The organism is Megasphaera massiliensis (genome assembly GCF_000455225.1).
Lineage (GTDB): Bacteria > Bacillota > Negativicutes > Veillonellales > Megasphaeraceae > Megasphaera > Megasphaera massiliensis.
In genome coordinates, this window is the sequence record NZ_HF954537.1 from 553,451 (window position 1) to 574,335 (window position 20,885).

Genomic DNA, 20,885 nt, shown 5'->3' on the forward strand with positions numbered 1-20,885 from the left:
GACTTGTGTCAGTAGACATTTTAGGATCCTTCTAATCATTACGGCAAAAAAGAGATGCCGCTGCTTATGCAGTAAGACATCCCTTTTTCATCGAATCGCGATTGACATAGGCACCGTCTTTATAAGTTATCCTATAAAGAAATCCCTTGTCGTTTCAAAATGACAAAGAACAAAAATACAATCCAATTTAAAGTCCCAATTTCATTGTATTAGAATCTAATCATCATTTTTCGTACCTGGCTTCGCATCTGTTTTTTTATTTGGAAAAAAAGCTAAATAAACATAGGTAACACATCTAATTAACAAAAAAACAATATGTAACAAAAGACCTACTTCAATAACCAATAGACAAAACATTAAAATAGGGTCATTAAATACTCGTATAATAAATGCCACGAAAAATGTAAACAAAAGCAAAGCTATCTGGATAAATAATTCATAACAAAATAAGGTTAATATCCATTGGAAAAGCGAAACAATGTTCCCATTATTGATAGTCCTGTCGTTAGTTAACTTTCTCTTTAAAAACTTTATATTACGAGCTTCGCTAGATGCTAATACTGCAATGCAAGCTATCGTAAAACCGATTAAAATAGCTAAAGTTGCCGGCAATAAATCTCTCAACTTTAATAAGCCCGATAACGTAGCACCAACAGAGCCATATATACTACTTACAACAATTGAAAGAACAAGGGGGATAACGATTTCATAATTACGTTCTCCAGGTGCAAGAGTTGAGTAGTAGTATTTAATCAAAACCATCCAATCATGATAAATTTTCATTTATTCCAAATCCTTTACTAGTGGAATCATTTTCTTAATCAAATCTTCAGTATTAACAGTACCATTTTTATTCAAATGCGATTCGACTTGCTCCTTTCGTTTTAAAATTTCAGTATCAAATGAAATCGGATGATTTTCATTACTTTTTCCTTTAATTCGAATCCTAGTGCATTTCCCACTGCCTTCTCTTTTCCCCACAATTGCATCTGCCAGTTTTTCTACACTTTGCAAAAATACCTTTGAAAAGGCTTCCCGCTTCTCAGCTTTTATCGTTATTATTGCCTCGTCTCGAATTAACGGAGTATCAATTTCGGCAAACTCCATCATTTCATCCTGTATGACATCTTTTTTAACAAATAGTTCCAAAGTAGTTGCTCTTGAAAAATTCTCAATAATCTCTTTTACATTTCGAACTGGATATATCTCTGTGAGAAATTTATAAGGATACTTTGTATTTTCTGCTTTAGCTAATTTATCTATATATGAATTCAAATAACTGATTATCTTTGTTATGGTCATTCCCGATTGTCGTTCTTCAAGTACTATAATTGATTTTTCCGCTTTTAATTTCAAACATAAATGAGTAAGTTCCGCCTCGCCTTCATATAAATGCTTATCTGTTGGTCGTGTAGAACCATCAATACTAGACATATAGTCCGGGCTATGTTGATATTTTGCAGATGTAAAAATCAAGGTAATTATATCGTCATCGTCTGAATTTAATTCATAGCCTTTTAAACTGTACATCTTTTTTTCTTTCTCATTATTCTCTAATCTCTCAGACGAATTTAGCATGGCAATATATTTAATTAATTTGATAAAAAAATCCTTATTAAAAAACTCTTTATTATTATCATTACCATTCATATAACAATTATAAAAACCCAAAGTTCTAAGCGATACGCTCACGATAAACCACCTCATATTTAATTTATACTTTTATTATACGAGTTATCCAGTAACATGTATAGCCATTATTCATTCTAACCGTATAAAAGAACTAGTTTACAGATTTACAGCCTCAACCAGATAAATACACAAAAAACCAGATACCTACTGTTTATACAGTTCGGCATCCGGTTTTCATACACGCTTGATTATTCATGTGTCCGACATCTTTTTATCGATACATCGATTTCTATCTTCTTACTCCCCTATCGTTCCAGCCATTCTTTAAACTCGGCTTCGCTGATGATGGGCGTTCCCAGTTGCCTAGCTTTTTCATACTTGCTCCCCGGTTCGGCTCCGACGACGACGAGGGTCGTTTTTTTGGTTACCGACGAGGTGCATTTACCGCCTCTCTCTTCTACGGCTTGTTCGGCTTCTTTCCGGGTGAAGAGTTCTAGTTTTCCGGTGAGGACGACGATTTCGCCGTCGAAGCTGGTGCTGATGAGTTCTTTCTTTTCGGCGGTCATGTCGACGCCGTAGCCTTGGAGTTTTTCGATGAGGGCCTTACTTTTTTCTTCGCTAAAGTACGAGACGATGCTATCGGCAATTCTGGGGCCGATGTCGTCGATGGCGGTCAGGTCATCGGCAGTGGCTGCCATCAGGGCTTCGACGCTGCCGAAGGATTCGGCAAGGACTCGGCCTGCTTTGGCGCCGACGAAGCGGATGCCTAAGGCAAAGAGGACGCGGGCGAGGCCGACGCTCTTACTGGCCTCGATGGCTTTTAAGAGGTTATCTGCTGATTTTTCACCAAAGCCTTCGAGGGCTACGAGTTCTTCTTTATTGAGGGCATAGATGTCGCCGACGTCGTGGATGAGCTCTTTTGAAAGGAGCTGCTGGACGATGGCATCACCGAGGCCGTCGATATTCATAGCGTCACGAGAGACGAAGTGGGCGATCTTTTCGCCGATGACGGCCGGGCAGTCGGGATTGACGCAGCGCCAGGCCGCTTCCCCTTCGCGGCGGACGACGTCTGAGCCGCAGGCCGGGCAAACATGGGGCATGGAAAAGACGACTTCTGAACCCGTCCGTTTATCCGGCAGGGAGCGGACGACTTCGGGGATGATTTCGCCGGCCTTCTGGATGATGACCGTATCGCCGACGCGGATGTCTTTGTCGCGGATGTAGTCTTCGTTGTGAAGGGTAGCCCGCTTGACCGTCGTCCCGGCAAGTCTTACCGGCTTGAGGTCGGCTGCCGGCGTCAGGACGCCCGTCCGGCCGAGGCTGACGGAAATAGAGAGGACCTTCGTTTCGGCCTGTTCCGGCGGGAATTTATAGGCAATGGCCCAGCGGGGAATCTTGACCGTGTTGCCAAGCCGCGCCTGCTGGGCAAAGGAGTTGACTTTGACGACCATGCCGTCGGTTGCGTAAGGCAGGCTGTCGCGGCGGTCGTCCCAGCTGTGGATGAAGGCGATGACGTCTTCGATATCCGTAAATTTCCGGTATTCCCCATTGACCTGGAAACGGAACTGACGCAGATCCTGCAAAAGTTCTTCCTGGCTTTCGATGGTAATGCCCGTGTTGCCCCCTAAGGCGTAGGCAAAGAAGGCCAGTTTGCGCTGGGCCGTAATCTGGGGATCGAGCTGGCGCAGGGAGCCGGCTGCGGCGTTACGGGGATTGGCAAAGGGTTCGAGTTCGTCGTTTCGCCGCTGTTCATTGAGGGCCGAAAAAGACGCGACGGGCATATAGACTTCGCCGCGGATCTCGATATGAGGCGACGTGCTGTCGATGCGAAGGGGTATGGTACGGATGGTGCGGACGTTGTTGGTGATGTCTTCACCGACGACGCCGTCGCCGCGAGTGACGCCGCGGACGAACTGACCGTTTTCATAGATGAGGTTGACGGCAAGGCCGTCGATTTTGAGTTCGACGACGTATTCTAAGGCTTCCCCGCCGAGGTCGCTGCGGACGCGGCGGTCGAATTCCCGAAGTTCATTGTCGTTAAAGACGTCACCCAGGCTCAGCATGGGCCGGTCGTGGGTGTATTTTTCAAAGCCGCCGGAAATCTTAGAGCCGACGCGCTGGGTCGGCGAATCGGGCGTCACCCATTCGGGATGGGCTTTTTCGATGTTTTCCAGCTCCCGGTAGAGCATGTCGTATTCGTAGTCACTCATGGTCGGCTTGTCGAGGGTGTAATACTGGTAGCTCAGTTCATCGATTTTTTGTCGCAGGGCCAGGAGCCGCGCTTTTTCTTGTTCCATAAGATTCCCTTCCTTTACGCGTATCGAAATGGCTATACTTTTTCTAACGGTGCGAATTTAACGACGACTTGGCGGACGCCTTTCGTCGGAAATTGAATTTTCATCTGCATGTTCGGCCCGTCGCCGATGACGTCGAGGACGGTGCCGATGCCCCAGATCTTATGGCGTACTTTGTCGCCCTTTGAAAAGGAGTCGGTCACGGCGTGCTTCTTGGGAAGGCTCGTGGCTACGGGCTTCGACAGGATCGACACCCGCTGCTGGCCGGGAACGGAGGTCATCCGGCTCTGGGGCATGGCGCTCTTTCGCTTGTATTCTTCGACGAGTTCCGGCGGGATTTCCCCGAGGAAGCGGCTCGGCATGTAGGCTGAGATGCGGCCGTACATGGTCCTCGTCACGGCGTTGGTGACGTAGAGCTGCCGTTCGGCACGGGTGATGCCGACGTAGGCCAGGCGCCGTTCTTCTTCGATCTGTTCGGGATCCATCAAGGTCCTACTGTGCGGGAACAAGCCTTCGTCGAGGCCGGCCAAAAAGACGACGGGAAATTCAAGACCCTTGGCGGCGTGAAGGGTCATGAGGGTGACCTTCGATTCGCTGCTTTCAAAGTCGTCGACGTCACTGACCAGGGCTACATTTTCGAGGAAGTCCTGCAGGTTGCCGTCGGGGTTGCTGTCCATGTAGTCTTTAGCGACGGACAGGAATTCGCCGACGTTTTCTTTGCGGCTTACGCCTTGGGGATCGTGTTCGGCTTCTTTATCGAGCATGTCGCCGTAGCCCGTGTCTTTGATGACCTTTTCGATGAGGCTCAAGACGTCGAGGCCGTCGATCTCATTGAGGAGATCAAAGATCATGGCGGCAAAGTTTTCAAGGGACGTCTGGGCCCGTTTGGTGACGGGGATGGCGTCGGGCGACGACAGGGCTTCAAAGAGGGAGATTCCCTCCCCTTCTGCGTAGGCTGCCACGTGTTCCATCGTCGTAGCTCCGATGTTGCGCTTAGGTACGTTGATGATACGGGTCAGGCTCAGGCTGTCTTCGGGATTATACAAGAGCCGCAGGTAAGCGAGGACGTCCTTGATTTCCTTGCGGTCGTAGAACTTGGTGCCGCCGACCATGGTATAAGGAATGGCGTAGCGCATCAATTTTTCTTCGAGGACACGGGACTGGGCGTTGGTCCGGATGAGGATGGCCATGTCGCCGTAGGGTTCGTGGCTGATTTCGTGGCGGTTGTAGATGGCGCCGGCGATGTAGTCGGCTTCGTCGTGTTCGGTCTGGGCCTGGTAATGGATGACCTTATTTCCCGACGGGTTTTCCGTCCACAAGGTTTTCCGCGGCCGGCTTTCGTTGTTGTCGATGACGGCGTTGGCGGCGTTCAAGATGGTCTTCGTCGAGCGGTAGTTCTGTTCGAGCTTGATCGACGCTGCGTCGGGATAGTCCCGGGTAAAGTCGATGATGTTGCGGATGTCGGCCCCGCGCCAGGCGTAGATACTCTGGTCGGCATCACCGACGACGCAGATATTGCGCCACTGAGCGGCCAGGATCTTGGTGAGGGCATACTGGGCGTGGTTCGTATCCTGATATTCGTCGACCAGGACGTATTGGAACCGTTCCTGATACTTTTCCCGGACGTCGTCTTTTTCTTCCAGGAGGCGGACGGCCAAGAACAGGAGGTCGTCGAAGTCAAGGGCGTTGTTTTCCTTGAGCTTTGCCTGATAGAGCGCATAGGCTTCGGAGACTTTTTGCTGGTAAAAGTCTTCGGCCTGGCCGGCAAAGGTTTTAGCATCCATGAGGACGTTCTTAGCCGCCGAAATCGTCCCCAAGACCGACCGCGGCGTGAATTGTTTATCGTCGAGGTTCAATTTTTTCAGGCAGTCCTTGATGAGCACCAGTTGGTCCGACGAGTCGTAAATGGTGAAATTCCGGGTGTAGCCGTGAAAGCCGTCGATTTCAAAGCGCAGCAGTTTCGCACAGAAGGAATGGAAGGTGCTGAGCCAGATGGAATCGGCCTGGGCCCCGACGAGGTTCTGGACGCGCTCTTTCATTTCCTTGGCGGCCTTATTGGTAAAGGTAATGGCCAAGATGCGGTACGGCGAAACGCCGAGTTCCAAGAGGTGGGCAATGCGGCAGGTCAAAACCTTGGTCTTCCCCGATCCGGCGCCGGCGGTAATGAGAAGCGGGCCCTTTGTATGGTTTACGGCCTCACACTGGCGGTCGTTCAAGGTGTCGAAAATAGGATTCATACAAACTGCTACTTAAAACATAGATAAACGTATCTATATTAAGATGAATTGCTGCAACCTCGCGGTTCGCAGTTCCTTCTTCATCGTACACTCTTTTGCTCTGAGCAAGCTCAGCAGCTACTTGAGGGGTTCTGCACTCCAAAGGCGTTGACAACCTGCTTCTTGCGCAGCAAGGAGAAAGATGTCTGTTCCCGACTAGCCATCGGTACATATATCAGTACTTTTGGATTTAAGCGGTCTGATATTCTTTTGCATCCCGCAGATTAAGCGAGGCGTTGAGATCACGGTCAATCATATATCCACACTTTGGGCAGACATACATGCGGTCTTGGAGTTTCAGCCCTTTATGGATATACCCACAGGCATGGCAAGTTTTGGAGCTGGGATAGAACCGGTCCACGACCCGCAATTCGATGCCTATGATTTCTGCCTTGCATTTCAGTTTCGACAGGAAAGAATAGAACCGTTCTGCTGCAACTGATTTTGCGAGATGCTTGTTCTTCATCATGCCTTTGATATTCAAGTCCTCCACGGTAACGAAGCTTGGTTTTTGCTTCACAATCTCATGAATGGTCTTATTTTCATGATCCTCACGGATTTGTTTAATTCGCTGATGAAGTTTCTGCACCTTAAGTTTTTGCTTGTCTATGTTTGCAGAGGCTATAGCAGGTGCACCACCTTTCTTTTTTTTAAGCTCATATTTCCGGCTGAGCTGCCTCTGCATTCTTCTCAGCCGCTTCTCCAGTCGTCTGACCTTTGAAGATTTGTTGATATTTTTAAAGGTCTGGCCATTGCTGACAATCGCCAAATTCTTGATACCTAAATCGATTCCTATACCTTCGCTCTGCGGATGACAGGATGCCGCCCAATCGTTGTTGTATCTGGATGTCTCCTCAACATCTGCCACAACGGAAACATAGAATCGGCCTGCCTGATAAGAAACTGTGCCGCTTATGACGGCGACACCAACGGGGAGATATCCGTATTCTTTCAGCTTCACCTGTTTCAGTGTCGGTATCATCAGCTTGTGCCGCCATATCTTCCAGTCACCCTTGTTATTCCTCGGAAAATACAGCTTCACATCCTGTCGGGATTTCTTTTTAAAACGCGGAAATCCTGCCTGCCCTTTAAAAAACTCTTTGAAAGCCGCTTCAGCATTAACCAGCGCTTTCTTGCGGGCTTTTGCCCCGCACTCGCTTATCCAAGACAATTCCTGTTTCAGTTTGTGATTGACGTACTTGTCGAAGTCATTAGCCGATACAAAATGCTTCTGATGACTATCAAGCAACCCACGCTGATACATCCGGTAAAGCTTCTTATTATAGGCAATGTACTGATTATATAAAAAACGACAGATACCGATTGAGCGAATAATCCTATTGGCTTGTTCGAGTGTCGGAGCAATCTCCGTCTTGAACGCTTTTAGCAATCGTCTCATCTCCCTCGATTTACTTCTTATATTTTCTCATGCAGTTCATATAGACTGCATGAGAATACATGAAGAATGCTTACGATATCTTGTACGAGTTCTTTATGCGGAGATAGTTTTTCATTCGAACGGTTTATTTTCAAGATTCCTTGGATATCTCAACGTTGCAGGATTTTGATTGACACGTTGAAAGGCTCCGCAAATTCTTTTGGTTTATAATTTGTAATATTGGATGAGTTCATGCTTTATCTTTCCTCCATGCTCACACCATGTTACAAATGTAGATTTGTCCGTGCACTTAGTGGCTTATAAATTTCTCCTTTAGCTTACAGATAAAAGGCCCTCACCAGATGGTTCGGGCCTCTCATAAAATCATCTCTTATTTCATTGCAGACAGGATCGGCGGAATGACCTGTTTCTTACGGCTCATGACCTTGGGCAGGTAGACTTCTTTATCGAGGACGTCTTTGCCGAAGGCAGCGCTTACGGCTTCATCCATGTTGCCGGCGAAGATGAGGTTCGTCGATTCGTCGATGATGCTGGTGATCATCAGGAATGATGCGACGTAATTGTGTTCGGCACGAAGTTTTTCGAGGGCATTCAAGAGGACCTGTTTCTGGTTGAGGAGATCCGTCGTGTCCATGACCTGTACCTGAGCGACCGTAAAGGTTGCGTCGCCGCCGACGAATTCTTTCATGTCGTTATGAACGATCTGGTCCGGCGTGAGGTCCGATACGTTGGCACCGGCTTTGAGCATTTCCATGCCGTATTTTTCGATGTCCACACCGGCGATGTTGGCCAGTTTTTCAGCAGCTGCCCGGTCTTCGGGAGTGCAGGTCGGCGAACGGAAGAGAACCGTGTCGGAAATGACGGCCGACAGGAGGAGTCCGGCTACGTCTTTGGGGATGGCGATGCCGGCCTGTTCATAGAGGCCGGTTACGATCGTTGCCGTGCAGCCGACGGTCTTGAAGAGGATGGAAATCGGGCCGTCTGTGGCAAGGGTCCCGCCAATGCGGTGATGGTCGATGACGCCGACGATAGATGCTTCGTCAATGCCGTCGATGATCTGTTTCTTTTCGTTATGGTCGACGAGGATGACCTGCTGTTTTTCAACGTTGGCTAAGGAATCGGCACAGACCATGCCGACGTATTTGCCGCCATCGACGACAGCGTAGCGGCCTTCTGCCGGAACGTCATGGCCGTGGTCGGTCGGGCTGAAGAACAGTTCCGGATCGTGAACGAGGCCCTTGACCGTGCTCAGTTCTTCGCCCATGACGGTCTTGATGAACTGATCGGCGAGCTGTGCCTTTTCGATGACACCGATGAACTGGCCGTTGTCGACGACAGGAGCGACGTCGCTTTCATGGACAGAGAACCATTTGGCAGCGTCTTTCAGGCTGGCATTGATGGGAAGGCCTTCGACGTCGGTGTAGACGGCTTCACCGACTTTGACGTAGAAATCCTTTACCAACGGCTGGGGCGTTACGTTGAAATAGTTGAGTGCGAAAGCCGTTTCTTTATTCGGTTCGCCGGCGCGAATGGGCGCAGCGTTGATGCCTTGTAACTGTTTTAATTTTGCATATGCAATGGACGAACAAATCGAGTCCGTATCCGGGTTTTTATGGCCCGTAACAAAAATCTGTTTTGCCACAATAATCACCTCATTGAAAATTGAACGTTTATATAATTGTATCTGTAATAGTATATCATGAATCGAAGAAATGGTCTATCGTAAGGATTTCCGATTTTACGCAAATTTTAAGGGAGCCGCTTTTTTGGGCGACTCCCCTCTTTTCAGGACGACGTTTCGATTCGACGCAATTCTGGAATTCTGAATATTCAGTTCATGATTTCCCCGGGAGGTTCGAGCTCAGACATAAGGTCCCAAAAATTTGGCTCCATCTAAATGTATCATATGATCCGGATAGGCTGAAATCCAAACTTCTGTTTCCCAAGCTAAGTCGACACTAAATTGCTTATATGTATCCTGATCCGGGAAGGCCGTTTTGAACCTCTCCCGCTTATAGAAGCGAGGGATTCTTGAGAAGTTTGATACATGAACTAACGCCTAACAACATATCCTAAAGGAGTTAGTTGTCAGGATATCCTTATTCTCAAGGGGCTGTCCAAAAGCCCTCTACACAGTTCTTCGTAATCGAAGTTCTGCTTACTTTTTCTGAGTATGTTGGCCGCACCGTTTACGTCGGCGTTAGCCATCCTTCCATCGGCAAATTGGTACAGGCCGCGATGGACCCGTTTCCCGCTGAAGGCTCCCATATACGGCTGTTCAGGCTTATAGACAGGAATCTCGTCTAAATCCAAGCAGCTTGCCTTGGAAGTGTACGATTCTTCCTGTTCGATGTACTTCATGCCGTATCGCTCGCAAAGCCCTTTCAATGTCTCACGCAGACTGCCGAAGCTGATTTGCGTAAACTGCTGATTGGTAATCTTGCCAAGATTCATACTACGTTTGAAGTTGCCATTGTAGCCGCAAACGATGGTGCCGATACGGTGTTCTATGCAGTAGTTGATGATGTAACGGGCGACCTTGCGGATATAGTCTTGTGTCCGATGATTCCGTTTTCGAGTCAAAACATAGAGTCGGTGCGTTTTTTTCTGCCCTTGCTTGTCAGCGATACTTTGATAATAAGCTTTCTGCTTGTTCCAATACTGGTTAATTGATTTCAGTTTACGTCCGTCCATGATGAACGCCGTCCCGGTATTGGTTACACAGGTCGCCAGGTTTTCAAGGCCAATGTCGATAGCCAGCACATTGTCAGTGGAAACGTCTTGAGGTTCTTCCACTTGAAGATAGCAATACTGTATTTTGAAGTATATGCCATTGTATATAGGGCAGATACGGATTTCCTTGATGGTCTTGCCTTCAAGCCTTTTAGGAAATGGAATTTTTACCTGTTTACCGCCATGCAGCTTGGAGAACTCCCTACTCATAGGCACCGTCAGGAATCCATTATTGATATTTATGGCATTAGTGGACAGAATAAGGTTGAACATACCGCCTTTTTCTCGATAGCGGGGCATTTTGATATCCTTGAAGCGATATTCACCTGATTTCGCTTTCTTTATGAGATTGAAGAATGACTTAAAGCTACGGTCAGCAACTTTTAATGTCTGCTGAGACACGCCAGCCTGCAATAATCCATAGTTTTCATTTTCTTTGCAGACATGGTAGTTCTCCTCGTATTTCAGAAACTTTTTCTCTTGGAAATAGTATTGCCTGATATTATAGAGAGCCGCATTGTAGAGATTATTGCTGTATTGGCACATTTCCCGTAAGATGGAGTATTCTTCTTTCGAAAGACCTCTTATGACATTTGCTTGTGTTAGATACATTTTGTTCACCTCCTTTTTATTATATACTAATCATATACAAAAAAGATGCGTCGACAAGACTTTCTACATGGATTTGTGGTTGTCGTGGCATCGAGCCTACTCAACCACCTGCCATTCATCTCTCACCTAAGAGGCAAGGGTCTTCTGGCGGGTTAAAATAAAATAAATCCAATGTTTGTCCTGCCTATATAAGACAACATCCGGCATTTTATCATGCAGTGTAATATCAAATCCCAGCTGTTCAAGGGCTGCCGAGTCTTTGATGAGATCCTTTTTCGTCGTATCCCCCATATACAGACAGGTACAGCCGGGAGCAAACCGCGGTGCAAATTGTTCAATAATGTCCCGCTGCAAGGCGTTATGCTTTCCCGGGCTTAAGAAAATCTCTGTATCATCGATATGGACCGGCATCATTTCCATTCGCTTTTTACTTGCATATTTTTCAATCAAAGTCTGATGACAACTTCGATAATCATCAAGAGCCTGCTGCCATGTCGGCTGTCTGAAGTTTCTCAAAAGGGAGAGAGCTTCTGTGGTCAATCGATATCGATAATTAGGGCTGTTCGTTGCCAAGCCGTTATCCTCAATCAAGGCCCCTTCCCGAAAGGGATGCATACAATTTTTTCTGATTGTTTCACGAGTATTCTCCGCATAAGTCTTTTGATAGTTTTCACGGGTAAACTGAAGGACATCATGAATGCGAATCCATTCATTGGCCGCTTCACTCCATGCCGATCCTTCCTTAATATTGGCAAGTGTCAGCAAGGCATACCCGGCTACATCCGTTTGCTGGCGCTCAGGCATCCCGAAGGCCTTCAAAAAAGCTTTCGCTTCCTCTAATTTACTCACCATAAGCCACCCCTTTTATGATTTTATCACAGGTTTCGGTCGACAAGTTTTCACCCGCCATCAACGCCCTACCCATCGCCTCAATCATCGCAATCGGCGGAACGGGGATACTGTTTATCTCCGTACTGTTAACCTGCGTACTCCCGTTTAAAATTCTATAATACTTATCGAATAACGTCGAATTAAGGAGCGCATACAACCCAAAAGTCAGACAGGTGCTCATCTCGCTTTTATCGATTCGGCTGACATAGTTTATCTTATTTTGCGTACTGATGAACTGGTAATCGGGAAAATCATTGGCAAGATATACTCCACATTGAAGTCGTCTATATTCCTCTTTCGCGGTAAAACGCTTACAAAATACATAATTCTGATTCTTTTGGATAAGGCCCGGCTTGGCGTCACTGATCCAATCACAGGCATTCCCCGACGGATGGTGATCGACCCGGCCCTCCTTTATATTTTGACTGTAAAATAAGGGAACCGTGTGCTCTCCGGGGCTTTCCTTTAAGTCCTCTCTCTGGCGAAAATCTACGACGATTCCCGTATGCATTTGAAGCCCTTCATCCGGCATGGTTCGCTCATAACGATGGATGGTTTGAATGACAGCTACATCTTCTTCGGATGTCGGAAGATAAACATACAGCCGCTCCCCGGCAACGACCGTACCATAAGGAACGGTAATGCCGGTAATCGACTTAAAGTCACTGTTTGATTCTGTCGATGTAATTTTCACCGTATCCGGCGTTTTTGCCGTCTTTTGGACTTTTATGATGAGTGTTTCTTGGAGGACCTGCTCTTGTTTAAATACCTTGTCGCGACTTACGAATAGATGTATGTGCACAATTTTCCCATATTTCAAGAGATACGTCCGAAAACGCCGAAAGTATTCCCCTGAAGTCCAGCTGCGCGGGATAATATAGACCATCTCGCCCTTTTCCTGCAAATTAAACAAGGACATAGCCGCAAAAAGAAAATAGAGGTTCGGAGCCCCATGAACGACGGAAGGCATGGCAAGGGCAGCCGGGTGATTTCTCGGCACTCTTAGATAGGGCGGATTTCCTATAATAACATCATATTTTTTAGGCTGTCGTTCAGCCAGCAACGTGTCCTCAAAATCACATCCTTGAGGGACAATATAGTCGTCCTCCACGATCGTAACGTTACATAAAATGTCGCTGTGCTCCTTTATATACATTAAGTTCTTTTTTAGGATAGGTAAAACAGCCGAATCATTTTCATAGCACGTCAGGTTCACCGCCTTTACAGGTCGCTCATTTATAATACGGTCCAATAACGCAGCTGAAAGAATCCCTGTTCCTGCCCCCGGATCCAGTATTTCAATGGTATTGGGAATATTCGAGAAATCAAAGAGAGACGCCATGAAGACGGCCGTTTCTTTTGAAGTAAAAAACTGGCCTTTTTTCTTTCTCGTAAGCTTAGGCATCGTTTCAAGAAATTCCATCGTCTGATCGATGATAAAATCAAGCATAAAACACGCACTCCTCAACAGTAGGATCAGAATAACTTATTTTAATATTATGCCATAAAACCCCTGACTTCTCAATTCAATCAAACGATGCACCCCGGATAAGGGCCTTCTCCGGACGTCTCTTGCGTCACGAAAATCTCCCGGCAGAATAAATCCGCCAAGACGAGGACCTCTTGCCATGAATTCCTTCTATCTAGTATAACGTGCCATAGAATCAGGGATTTAGAAACTGTGTATTTTTTAATCGAGTGAGGCCGTCTTTCAGTCTATTTTAATAAACTGCAGCGTCACATAAAAATCACCCACCGCCCGATTTCATCAGTACAGTGGGTGCGTATGATTCAGTTTATGGCCGGTCAGCCTTTTTTTCGAGATCTTCTTCAATCTTATGGAGGACTTTTTTGGCGTCTTGACGCCGTTTCCAGTACCATAAGCCGCCATAGACGATGGCCATGGCAAAGAGGACGACGGCCAGGCGCTGGGAGTGGCCTTCCATCATGACCAGGTCGTGGCCGACGAGGACTTCGATGGCAACGGACGGTAATTTCCCAATAAGACAGCCGATGATGTAGTCGCGGTAGCTGATGTGGCTCACGGCACCGAGGGCGGTGATGAGGCCGTTTGGCGAGTACGGGACGGCCCGGGCGACGGCCATGGCCTGCCACGTCGTGTAGTGGTCGATTTTGCTCAGCATCTTGCTGGTCTCGATGATTTTCTGGGCCTTATTGCGAAAGAGGGCCCGCATGAAGAAGAAGCTGATGACGACGCCGATCGTTTCGGCAATCCAAGAGACAACGGTTCCGCCGACGACGCCAAAGACGACGCCGTTTGCCGTCGAGATGAAGATGGACGGCAGGAAGCCGACGACGTTGATGACGATGTTGATGATCATGCTGATGACGACGGCCCAGCCCCTGAAGGAGCGCAGGTAGTCGATAGTCCCGTGGAGGTTGCCGCTCATGGACAGGTCCCAGACGGTCGTGTAAAAGTCAGGGATGAAGACCTGAATGGCACCAAAGAGGATCAGTAGGATCAGGAACAGGGCGATTTTAAGATGGGTCTCATGGATTCTGTCGGGAAGCATTATGTTTCCCCTTTCTTTTCTCGGATTCGTGTCTTGGCCATTTCGGCGATCTTATCGTGCTTCAATTTCGTCAGGTACATGGATCCGCCGATAATGAGGGCGCCGCCGGCAACGGTCATGGCAGCCAGGGCTTCGTCGAAGAGGACAAAGCCCCACAAGGCGTTAAAGAAGACGCCGATATAAGTGACGAAGCTGACGACGACAGGGTTGGCCGTGGCATAGGCGTTGGTCATCCAGATCTGGGCCAGGACGCTCATGACGCCGAGGGCCAGATAAAACAGCCAGTCCGTCCCGGTAGGAATGACAAAGTCGCCGGTCAGGGCCATGATGATGACCCCCGATAAGGCGGCGCTGATGAGAAAGTACATGACCACTTCATAAGGATGGTGACCGCCGGCCCCGGTCAACTTGCTGACCGTCGTATAGGCGCCGGCGGCAAAGATGGCCTGACCTAAGGCGAACAAGGAATAGACGTTGAAGGAATCGAAATTCCAGGGCCGAACGACGAGGCAGGCGCCGACGAAAATGACGACCAGCGGCCATTTCGAGCCCGGCGGCAGTACTTCCTTGAGGAACATGGCCGCAAAGAGCATGACGAAAAAGGCCGACAGCTGGGAAATGATGGACACATCGGCCAGCGGCATGCCCCGGAGGGCATAGAAGCTGCAGATCATGCCGATGCCGCCGAGAAGGCCCCGGAGGGTCAATGTCGGGATGTCACGATTTGACATGTGCACGTCTTGAAGGCGCATAAGCCCCAATATCATAAGGGCACTGAGCCAACCGCGAAAGAACGCGATTTGCCCAGTGCTGACCGTATAGGATAAGACTTTTACGATGATATTTTGGATACTGAAGGCCAGAGCCGACAGGATGGCGAAGAGTACACCTTTATTCAACAGTCTGCCCTTCTTTCTAGGCCTTGGACGAAATATCGTCGACGAAGGATAAGACGGCCTGTTTCATGGCTTCCTTATCGATGGAATCTTTGAAGCGTACCGGTTTATGCTTGAGGTCGGCCAAGGGTTTGGGCAGGGCAATCCCGGTGACGCTGCTGATATCGACGAGGGTATCGAAGGGATCGGCGCTTTCCCGAAGTGCCAGGGCGGCACTGATGACCGGCGGGAATTTATAGGGATGAGCTGTGGCCATGACGACGGTGTGACGGCCTTCGTCGAGGCCCAGGCGGTGACGGTTCATGCCGACGCCGTAGGCAACGGCCGTATGGGGATCGAGGAGGTAGCCGAAATCGTTGTAGACGTGGTTGATGACGGCTTCCGTTTCTTCATCTCCGATCCAGCCGCCTTCAAAGTCCTGACGGAGGGCCTGGAGTTCTTCCGGCGTGACCCGCATGGTTCCTGTTTCTAAGAGTTCTTTTTCCCACTTGGCGACCTTTTGGGCATCTTCGCCGGCGGCATAGAAGAGGAAGCGTTCGAAGTTGCTCGACAAGAGGATGTCCATGGACGGGCTGTCCGTCGTATAGAAGTCGCGGTTCATATCGTAGACGCCCGTTTCAAAGAAGTCGGCCAGGACCTTATTCTTATTGGAGGCGCAGATCAATTTGCCGATGGGAATGCCCATTTTCTTGGCGAAATACCCGGCCAGGATGTTGCCGAAGTTCCCCGTCGGCACGATGACGTCGAAGGTTTCCCCTTCACCGATGGCGCCGTCGTCGACGAGGGTGATATACGTCGATACGTAGTAGACGATCTGCGGGAAGAGACGGCCGATATTGATCGAGTTGGCACTCGAGAAAAGGACGCCCTTTTCGTTGGCATAAGCATTAACGTCGGGGTTGGTGAAGACGCGCTTTAAGAAGCTCTGGGCATCGTCGAAGTTACCGTGGATGGCCGATACGCGGACGTTGTCCCCTTCCTGCTTCTGCATCTGCTGCTGCTGCATGGGGCTGACGCCTTCACTGGGGTAAAAGACCATGATGTTGGTGCCGGGAACGTCTTTGAAGCCTTCAAGGGCAGCTTTCCCCGTATCGCCGCTGGTTGCCGTCAAAATGAGGATCTCCCGTTTTTCCTGTTCCTGCTTTTTGGCAGCCGTCAGAAGGTACGGAAAGAGGGACAGGGCCAGGTCCTTAAAGGCCAGGGTCCGGCCGTGGAACAATTCAGCCACGGACAGGTCGGTATCGATGGAATGAAGGGGCACGATGCGGTCGTCGCGGAAAGTTTCTTCATTGTAAGCCGAGGCGATCATAGCCTTTCGTTCATCGGCCGTAAAGTTGGTGAAGAAATGAGACAAGACGACGTCGGCAATCTCCTGATAGGACTTGCCGCTCAGTTCTTTATAAGAAAGGACATCTTCGGAAAAGGCTTCGGGCACGTAGAGACCGCCGTCGGCAGCCAGGCCGTGGAGCAAGGCGTAGGATGGAGAAACACATTCATCAGAGCGCGTACTTCTAAAATTCATATATAAATCCCCCTTTGGCAAATCTGAAACAGCTTAGGTATCTTTTTATTATAGCTGAAAAAGCGGCAAAAGGCTACCTCTCGACAGGCTCGGCCGTCAAAATAAAAGACCGCTCCCTGTCTCCCACGGTAACGATGGAAAACAGCGAAGCGGTACGTGTCTTTTATAGGGAAATCCTTATTACCAAGCAGCGGGCAGCCAGCCGAAGATGCTCAGGATGGCGTAGACACCGGCGCCGGCAAAGAGGACGACGACCAAGGCCTGCACGACGGGATGGGCAATCCAGCCGCATTTCCAGCAAGGCAGCTTGTCACCGTGTTTGCGGGCCCGGCGCAGCATGAAGACCGGCAGGATCGACATGATGATGCCGCCGAAGGTCCCGGCACTGAAGATGGCATTGACGAAGCCGACGAGGCCGCTGTAGGCCAAGAGAACCGGCGGAATGACGATGACGGCAAGGCAGAGTGCCCGCGTGCGGACGTCCGTTTCCGATTTAAAGCCCAAGCGGTCGATCATGTTGGTCAAAAAGCTTTCGGCAATGGCCCAAAAGGAGGTCAGCATGGCGCAGAAAGCAAAGAGATTGACGATGACGAAAAAGACGGGCGACCCCAGGGCCTGGCCCCACGACAAGGACGCGACTTCCGTAATGTCGCCGACGGGCAGCATGAGAAAGACGGCCAGGGGCACCAAGGCCAGGATGAAGAAAGAAATGCCGGCGCCGGCCATGATCGACGGCACGAGTTTTCCCGGATCATGAGTAAAACCGCGGGAGATTTCCGGCACGATGTACTGAACGGCGTAGCAGAAGACGGCGATGTTAAAGACCGGCACGGCGTAGAGCCAGTGGGTGTAGAAAATATCTGCAACAGGTACGCGGGCCGATAAAAATGACGCGCCGACGAGAATGATGAGCATGGCCGTCATACCTGAACTCAAATATTTTTCTGCAACGCCCGTCGCTTTAAGGCCCATCCAGACGACCGTCGTCGCCCCGACGGCAAAGAGGACGCTGGCAAGCTCCACGGAAATGCCGAAAAACTCGCTCAAAATCTTACCGCAGCCGCTGGTGTAAGCGATGAGGCTGCAAAAAGACGTAGCCCCGACGGAAAAGAACATCAGCCAGGAACCGACCTTACCGACGTATTTCTCGGCAAGCCCCGATAACTGTAAGGGCCGGGCCGTCCGCAGCGTCGCTTCGGCTACGTAGAGCATGGAAATGACAGAAAAAAAGCCTGCTACGACAAGCCACGTAAGCAGGACCGGCCAGCCGGCATTGCGACTGGCAAAAGCTAAACCTAAAACACCGGAACCAATGGTAGACCCGACGACCATCATCGTAGCCTCCATGAAAGTGAGACGATGTACCTTGAGAGCCGCGTCTTTTGCAGCTCCCGCCGATATAGTGTCCAACTCGTTCACATATTCCATCACGAAAAAACCTCTTTTCTATGGGAAAATATGTTACCTGATGTCAGCATGTCCTGCTCATTATATCATAAGGACCCGGTAAAAATCCACACTTAAAGAATAGAAAAATGACGGAATTACCCGTCTTCGGAGCAAGCATTTTAGGACAACACACGCAGCTCCCCCATCCGCCAAGAAATGACCACCCTTGGAAAAAGCGGAACCTTACTCGTCGTCAGTATTGACGAAAGCCTTGAATCGACGATATAATGAAATTACAAATTGGGCCGTGAATCCCAAAAAATTGTTTCTCCTGCCTTGTCTTCGTATGAAGGCAAAAAAGAAAGGCACTCTCTATTGAGGGTGCCTTTTGCATGTCCAAATAAGCCAACCCCAGGGGCAAAGGAATTCTAAGTGATAGCACCTACTCCCATTCGGGAACCCAGCCTTCTCCTTCACAAGTTGACTTCTGTAACCATTATACCAAATAACGCAGTCAATGAAAATCAGCAGTTCTTCGTTAAGAGCAAAAATAACCTTTTTTCTGCTCTTAACCAGCCTTAAGAGCAGAAACGTCTTACTTCTTGTCCTTAGCTATTTTCAAATTCGCCTCCGTGGGATGAAGATTACTACCACCTTTAGCGGTATCTTTCTCAATGCTCTCCATATTTCTGGCTCGTTGTTTCCGATATTCATTCAACCCCCGGATATTCTCCGGATCACGGTAGAATTCAAGAATATCTTTGATAAATAAATCCAACATCAGTCTTACCTCCTTTTGCACGTGTACCATTTTGCTATAACTTAAATCAAAATTTTCTTCTAACTAACTCTCTCATAGATAATAAGTTTTTACAGCACTAAACCCCTCGAATTCGAGGGGTTTAGAAATAAGAGATATAAATGTATTTACCTTCTCCCCAAAAGATGAATTGATGGCTCGTAAGATTCCATTAGCCCAAAATATTAAAAAATGATACCCTTCCATATTTCAGGCGGTATTTGCTCAATCGGTTTATTCCGGCGAATGGCACGACGCAATTCCTTTGCCCCTTCTATAAAATTCAGACAAGAGGGCCGCAAGGGCTCGTAATGCATCGTGCGCTCCAAGGAATGCTCGCCGAATTTCGCCAGATATTCTTTTTGGACCTCAAAGTATTCCGCCATCCCCGGATGGACGTCTTCAAAACGTTTCGGTTCCATCATGTTTCGCCTCCTCATTCAAAAAGTCTCCGTTCATGTTACGACTTTATCCGCTCATACCTCGTCGTGCGTCCGCCGCCACGTTGTGTGATTTGGCCGTTATCTACCAATGTTTTCAAAATGCGGCCCGCCGTAGATTGGCTGACGTCCAACAATTCCTGTACCTCTTTCCGGGTAATACGCTTCTTTTCTTCCAGAAGCTGCATGATTTTATCCTCATCAGAAGTCCGGAACGGGGCTGCCATTTCTTCGACAATCATCGGTATCTCAATGGCTTTATTCCTGAAATTCACATTGGGAAGAATAATTTTGAAGGCATTGGGGCTAGTCTTAATTTTGGGCTTCACCGGTTTATCGGCATAGGCATCCATCATTTTTTTCACACCTATTCCGTCAGCTTCAATGAGCTTCAAGTGGTAAAAGACGTTGTGCAGATGCGGGTTGCGGCACAGGGACACGCCCATGTTCAAATCTTCCGGGACGAAGCCGGGAAGGAGACCGCCAACAGACACCATCTCAACGCGGTCATCGTATATGTGGATCAAAGTATCAGCACCAAAAGAATAGTTTCGGTGTAGCAGCACGTTCATCAAGGCTTCCCGAAGCGCTATTTCCGGATAACCTCGGCGACCATCCGTATAACGGAAGTGATGTCCGCTCGTGTAGTTCTGATTGTGAAAATTGACATAAGAACAGGCGGCCTTCATTTGCTTCAGGAGAGAGCCGGAAAAATCCTGACGTGCCTTAAACACAGTTGGACTCGTCCCATCAAAGACTGCCGCCCTTATCGTACAGGGATTCTGGTCAGAAAGGAGAAAACCCAGATTCGTATAGAGACCATCACCGGATATGAGGTTCAAGGTCTTCATCTGCTGTTGATCAAAGGTCATATTCGCGTCAGCAAATTCACCTTTCAAGGCATCAAAAGTTAAGAACTGATCGATGGATCGTCTCTCTTCAAAACTGTCGCCATCGATTGCTTCAATCATCCGGCGAATGGCCGTCTTCGTTGCCGGAACGGTCTCATATTCCTGACGCACATAAACGCCCTCCGGCTGCAGGCCATTATTTGCCAAAAAATATGGACAATTCGTGCCTCGCTGAACGCGAACAGCAACGACGGCGTTTCCGTCACAGTTTAACGTTTCATAATGAATGAACATCGTGACGTCAGGTTTTATGGCGTCCCGCACCATATTCGAAATCTGCAAAACACAGGCGTCGGCATCTTCTACGCCTAAAACGGCCCCGTCATCAGCCACCCCGACATAGATCGTACCGCCGTTACTGTTGGCAAAGGCGATGATTTCCATCTTCATATCATCGCCGACGATAGCCTGCAATTCAACGTTTTCGCTTTCCCGGAACTTCATGCTACTCTACCTCCTCCATTCTACCTTTATTCTAACCAATATAATCATTCTCGTCAAGGTATATTGGTTAGATTGGTTAGATCAGAGAATGCGCCAGCTAAAAAGAGGCCGCG

Annotated in this window: 17 protein-coding genes; all 17 read right to left on the reverse strand. The window is 48.5% G+C overall.

Features of this window, described 5'->3' with window-relative positions; all coding sequences use genetic code 11:
* Nucleotides 1-216 precede the first annotated feature (216 nt).
* The 17 genes from TX77_RS05990 to TX77_RS06065 all read right to left on the reverse strand — a co-directional run bounded on the left by TX77_RS05990 (nucleotide 217) and on the right by TX77_RS06065 (nucleotide 20,772).
* Nucleotides 217-783 carry a hypothetical protein gene (locus TX77_RS05990; protein WP_044503880.1) on the reverse strand — a complete coding sequence of 189 codons (567 nt, stop codon included), beginning with the start codon at nucleotides 781-783 and terminating at the stop codon, nucleotides 217-219.
* Entirely contained in the window at nucleotides 784-1,692 is a 909-nt protein-coding gene (locus tag TX77_RS05995) for a hypothetical protein (protein WP_044503881.1), read from the reverse strand.
* A 245-nt stretch (nucleotides 1,693-1,937) separates the two neighbouring features.
* Nucleotides 1,938-3,929: an NAD-dependent DNA ligase LigA gene (ligA, locus tag TX77_RS06000; protein WP_044503882.1), complete on the reverse strand. Its 1,992-nt coding sequence runs from the start codon at nucleotides 3,927-3,929 to the stop codon at nucleotides 1,938-1,940.
* 32 nt (nucleotides 3,930-3,961) lie between these two features.
* A complete protein-coding gene (gene pcrA, locus TX77_RS06005) occupies nucleotides 3,962-6,163 on the reverse strand; it encodes a DNA helicase PcrA (RefSeq protein WP_044503883.1) in 2,202 nt (733 codons plus the stop codon).
* Between the two features lie 229 nt (nucleotides 6,164-6,392).
* On the reverse strand, nucleotides 6,393-7,592 hold the full coding sequence (locus tag TX77_RS06010; RefSeq protein ID WP_044503884.1) for an RNA-guided endonuclease InsQ/TnpB family protein: 1,200 nt from the start codon (nucleotides 7,590-7,592) through the stop codon (nucleotides 6,393-6,395).
* Nucleotides 7,593-7,971: 379 nt separating this feature from the next.
* The gene (locus TX77_RS06015; RefSeq protein WP_044503885.1) at nucleotides 7,972-9,243 is read right to left on the reverse strand and encodes a manganese-dependent inorganic pyrophosphatase; all 1,272 of its coding nucleotides are present in this window, start codon (nucleotides 9,241-9,243) and stop codon (nucleotides 7,972-7,974) included.
* Nucleotides 9,244-9,462: 219 nt separating this feature from the next.
* On the reverse strand, nucleotides 9,463-9,630 hold the full coding sequence (locus TX77_RS13230) for a BsuBI/PstI family type II restriction endonuclease (protein ID WP_081651734.1): 168 nt from the start codon (nucleotides 9,628-9,630) through the stop codon (nucleotides 9,463-9,465).
* Nucleotides 9,631-9,689: 59 nt separating this feature from the next.
* The gene (locus TX77_RS06020) at nucleotides 9,690-10,946 is read right to left on the reverse strand and encodes an RNA-guided endonuclease InsQ/TnpB family protein (protein ID WP_044503886.1); all 1,257 of its coding nucleotides are present in this window, start codon (nucleotides 10,944-10,946) and stop codon (nucleotides 9,690-9,692) included.
* A gap of 126 nt (nucleotides 10,947-11,072) precedes the next feature.
* The gene (locus tag TX77_RS06025; RefSeq protein ID WP_049917311.1) at nucleotides 11,073-11,798 is read right to left on the reverse strand and encodes a BsuBI/PstI family type II restriction endonuclease; all 726 of its coding nucleotides are present in this window, start codon (nucleotides 11,796-11,798) and stop codon (nucleotides 11,073-11,075) included.
* Complete coding sequence (locus TX77_RS06030; protein ID WP_044503887.1) at nucleotides 11,788-13,287, reverse strand: Eco57I restriction-modification methylase domain-containing protein; 1,500 nt, start codon at nucleotides 13,285-13,287, stop codon at nucleotides 11,788-11,790. The genes TX77_RS06025 and TX77_RS06030 overlap by 11 nt, the downstream gene beginning before the upstream one ends.
* Before the next feature lie 346 nt (nucleotides 13,288-13,633).
* Nucleotides 13,634-14,371, reverse strand: coding sequence for a TVP38/TMEM64 family protein (locus TX77_RS06035; RefSeq protein WP_044503888.1), 738 nt, complete (start codon nucleotides 14,369-14,371; stop codon nucleotides 13,634-13,636).
* Nucleotides 14,371-15,270, reverse strand: a complete 900-nt coding sequence (locus TX77_RS06040) for a DMT family transporter (RefSeq protein WP_044503889.1) — start codon at nucleotides 15,268-15,270, stop codon at nucleotides 14,371-14,373. Before TX77_RS06040 ends, TX77_RS06035 begins: the two co-directional genes overlap by 1 nt.
* A 16-nt stretch (nucleotides 15,271-15,286) precedes the next feature.
* A complete protein-coding gene (thrC, locus tag TX77_RS06045) occupies nucleotides 15,287-16,789 on the reverse strand; it encodes a threonine synthase (protein ID WP_044503890.1) in 1,503 nt (500 codons plus the stop codon).
* A gap of 180 nt (nucleotides 16,790-16,969) precedes the next feature.
* Nucleotides 16,970-18,217, reverse strand: a complete 1,248-nt coding sequence (locus TX77_RS06050; RefSeq protein ID WP_176698849.1) for an aromatic amino acid transport family protein — start codon at nucleotides 18,215-18,217, stop codon at nucleotides 16,970-16,972.
* Nucleotides 18,218-18,773: 556 nt separating this feature from the next.
* Nucleotides 18,774-18,959: a hypothetical protein gene (locus TX77_RS06055; RefSeq protein ID WP_044503892.1), complete on the reverse strand. Its 186-nt coding sequence runs from the start codon at nucleotides 18,957-18,959 to the stop codon at nucleotides 18,774-18,776.
* Nucleotides 18,960-19,162: 203 nt separating this feature from the next.
* Nucleotides 19,163-19,402 (reverse strand): hypothetical protein, encoded by a 240-nt coding sequence (locus tag TX77_RS06060; protein ID WP_044503893.1) that lies wholly within the window; start codon nucleotides 19,400-19,402, stop codon nucleotides 19,163-19,165.
* Between the two features lie 35 nt (nucleotides 19,403-19,437).
* Entirely contained in the window at nucleotides 19,438-20,772 is a 1,335-nt protein-coding gene (locus TX77_RS06065; RefSeq protein ID WP_044503894.1) for an RNA-binding domain-containing protein, read from the reverse strand.
* Nucleotides 20,773-20,885: the final 113 nt, after the last annotated feature.

What these genes read in the sequence shown, in the direction of transcription:
- TX77_RS06025 (WP_049917311.1), bottom strand. Translation starts at nt 11,798, where the DNA reads ATGGTGAGTAAATTAGAGGAAGCGAAAGCTTTTTTGAAGGCCTTCGGG.
- TX77_RS05990 (WP_044503880.1), bottom strand. Translation starts at nt 783, where the DNA reads ATGAAAATTTATCATGATTGGATGGTTTTGATTAAATACTACTACTCA.
- ligA (WP_044503882.1), bottom strand. Translation starts at nt 3,929, where the DNA reads ATGGAACAAGAAAAAGCGCGGCTCCTGGCCCTGCGACAAAAAATCGAT.
- thrC (WP_044503890.1), bottom strand. Translation starts at nt 16,789, where the DNA reads ATGAATTTTAGAAGTACGCGCTCTGATGAATGTGTTTCTCCATCCTAC.
- TX77_RS06020 (WP_044503886.1), bottom strand. Translation starts at nt 10,946, where the DNA reads ATGTATCTAACACAAGCAAATGTCATAAGAGGTCTTTCGAAAGAAGAA.
- TX77_RS06030 (WP_044503887.1), bottom strand. Translation starts at nt 13,287, where the DNA reads ATGCTTGATTTTATCATCGATCAGACGATGGAATTTCTTGAAACGATG.
- TX77_RS06055 (WP_044503892.1), bottom strand. Translation starts at nt 18,959, where the DNA reads ATGTTGGATTTATTTATCAAAGATATTCTTGAATTCTACCGTGATCCG.
- TX77_RS06050 (WP_176698849.1), bottom strand. Translation starts at nt 18,217, where the DNA reads ATGGAATATGTGAACGAGTTGGACACTATATCGGCGGGAGCTGCAAAA.
- TX77_RS06035 (WP_044503888.1), bottom strand. Translation starts at nt 14,371, where the DNA reads ATGCTTCCCGACAGAATCCATGAGACCCATCTTAAAATCGCCCTGTTC.
- TX77_RS06065 (WP_044503894.1), bottom strand. Translation starts at nt 20,772, where the DNA reads ATGAAGTTCCGGGAAAGCGAAAACGTTGAATTGCAGGCTATCGTCGGC.
- pcrA (WP_044503883.1), bottom strand. Translation starts at nt 6,163, where the DNA reads ATGAATCCTATTTTCGACACCTTGAACGACCGCCAGTGTGAGGCCGTA.
- TX77_RS06060 (WP_044503893.1), bottom strand. Translation starts at nt 19,402, where the DNA reads ATGATGGAACCGAAACGTTTTGAAGACGTCCATCCGGGGATGGCGGAA.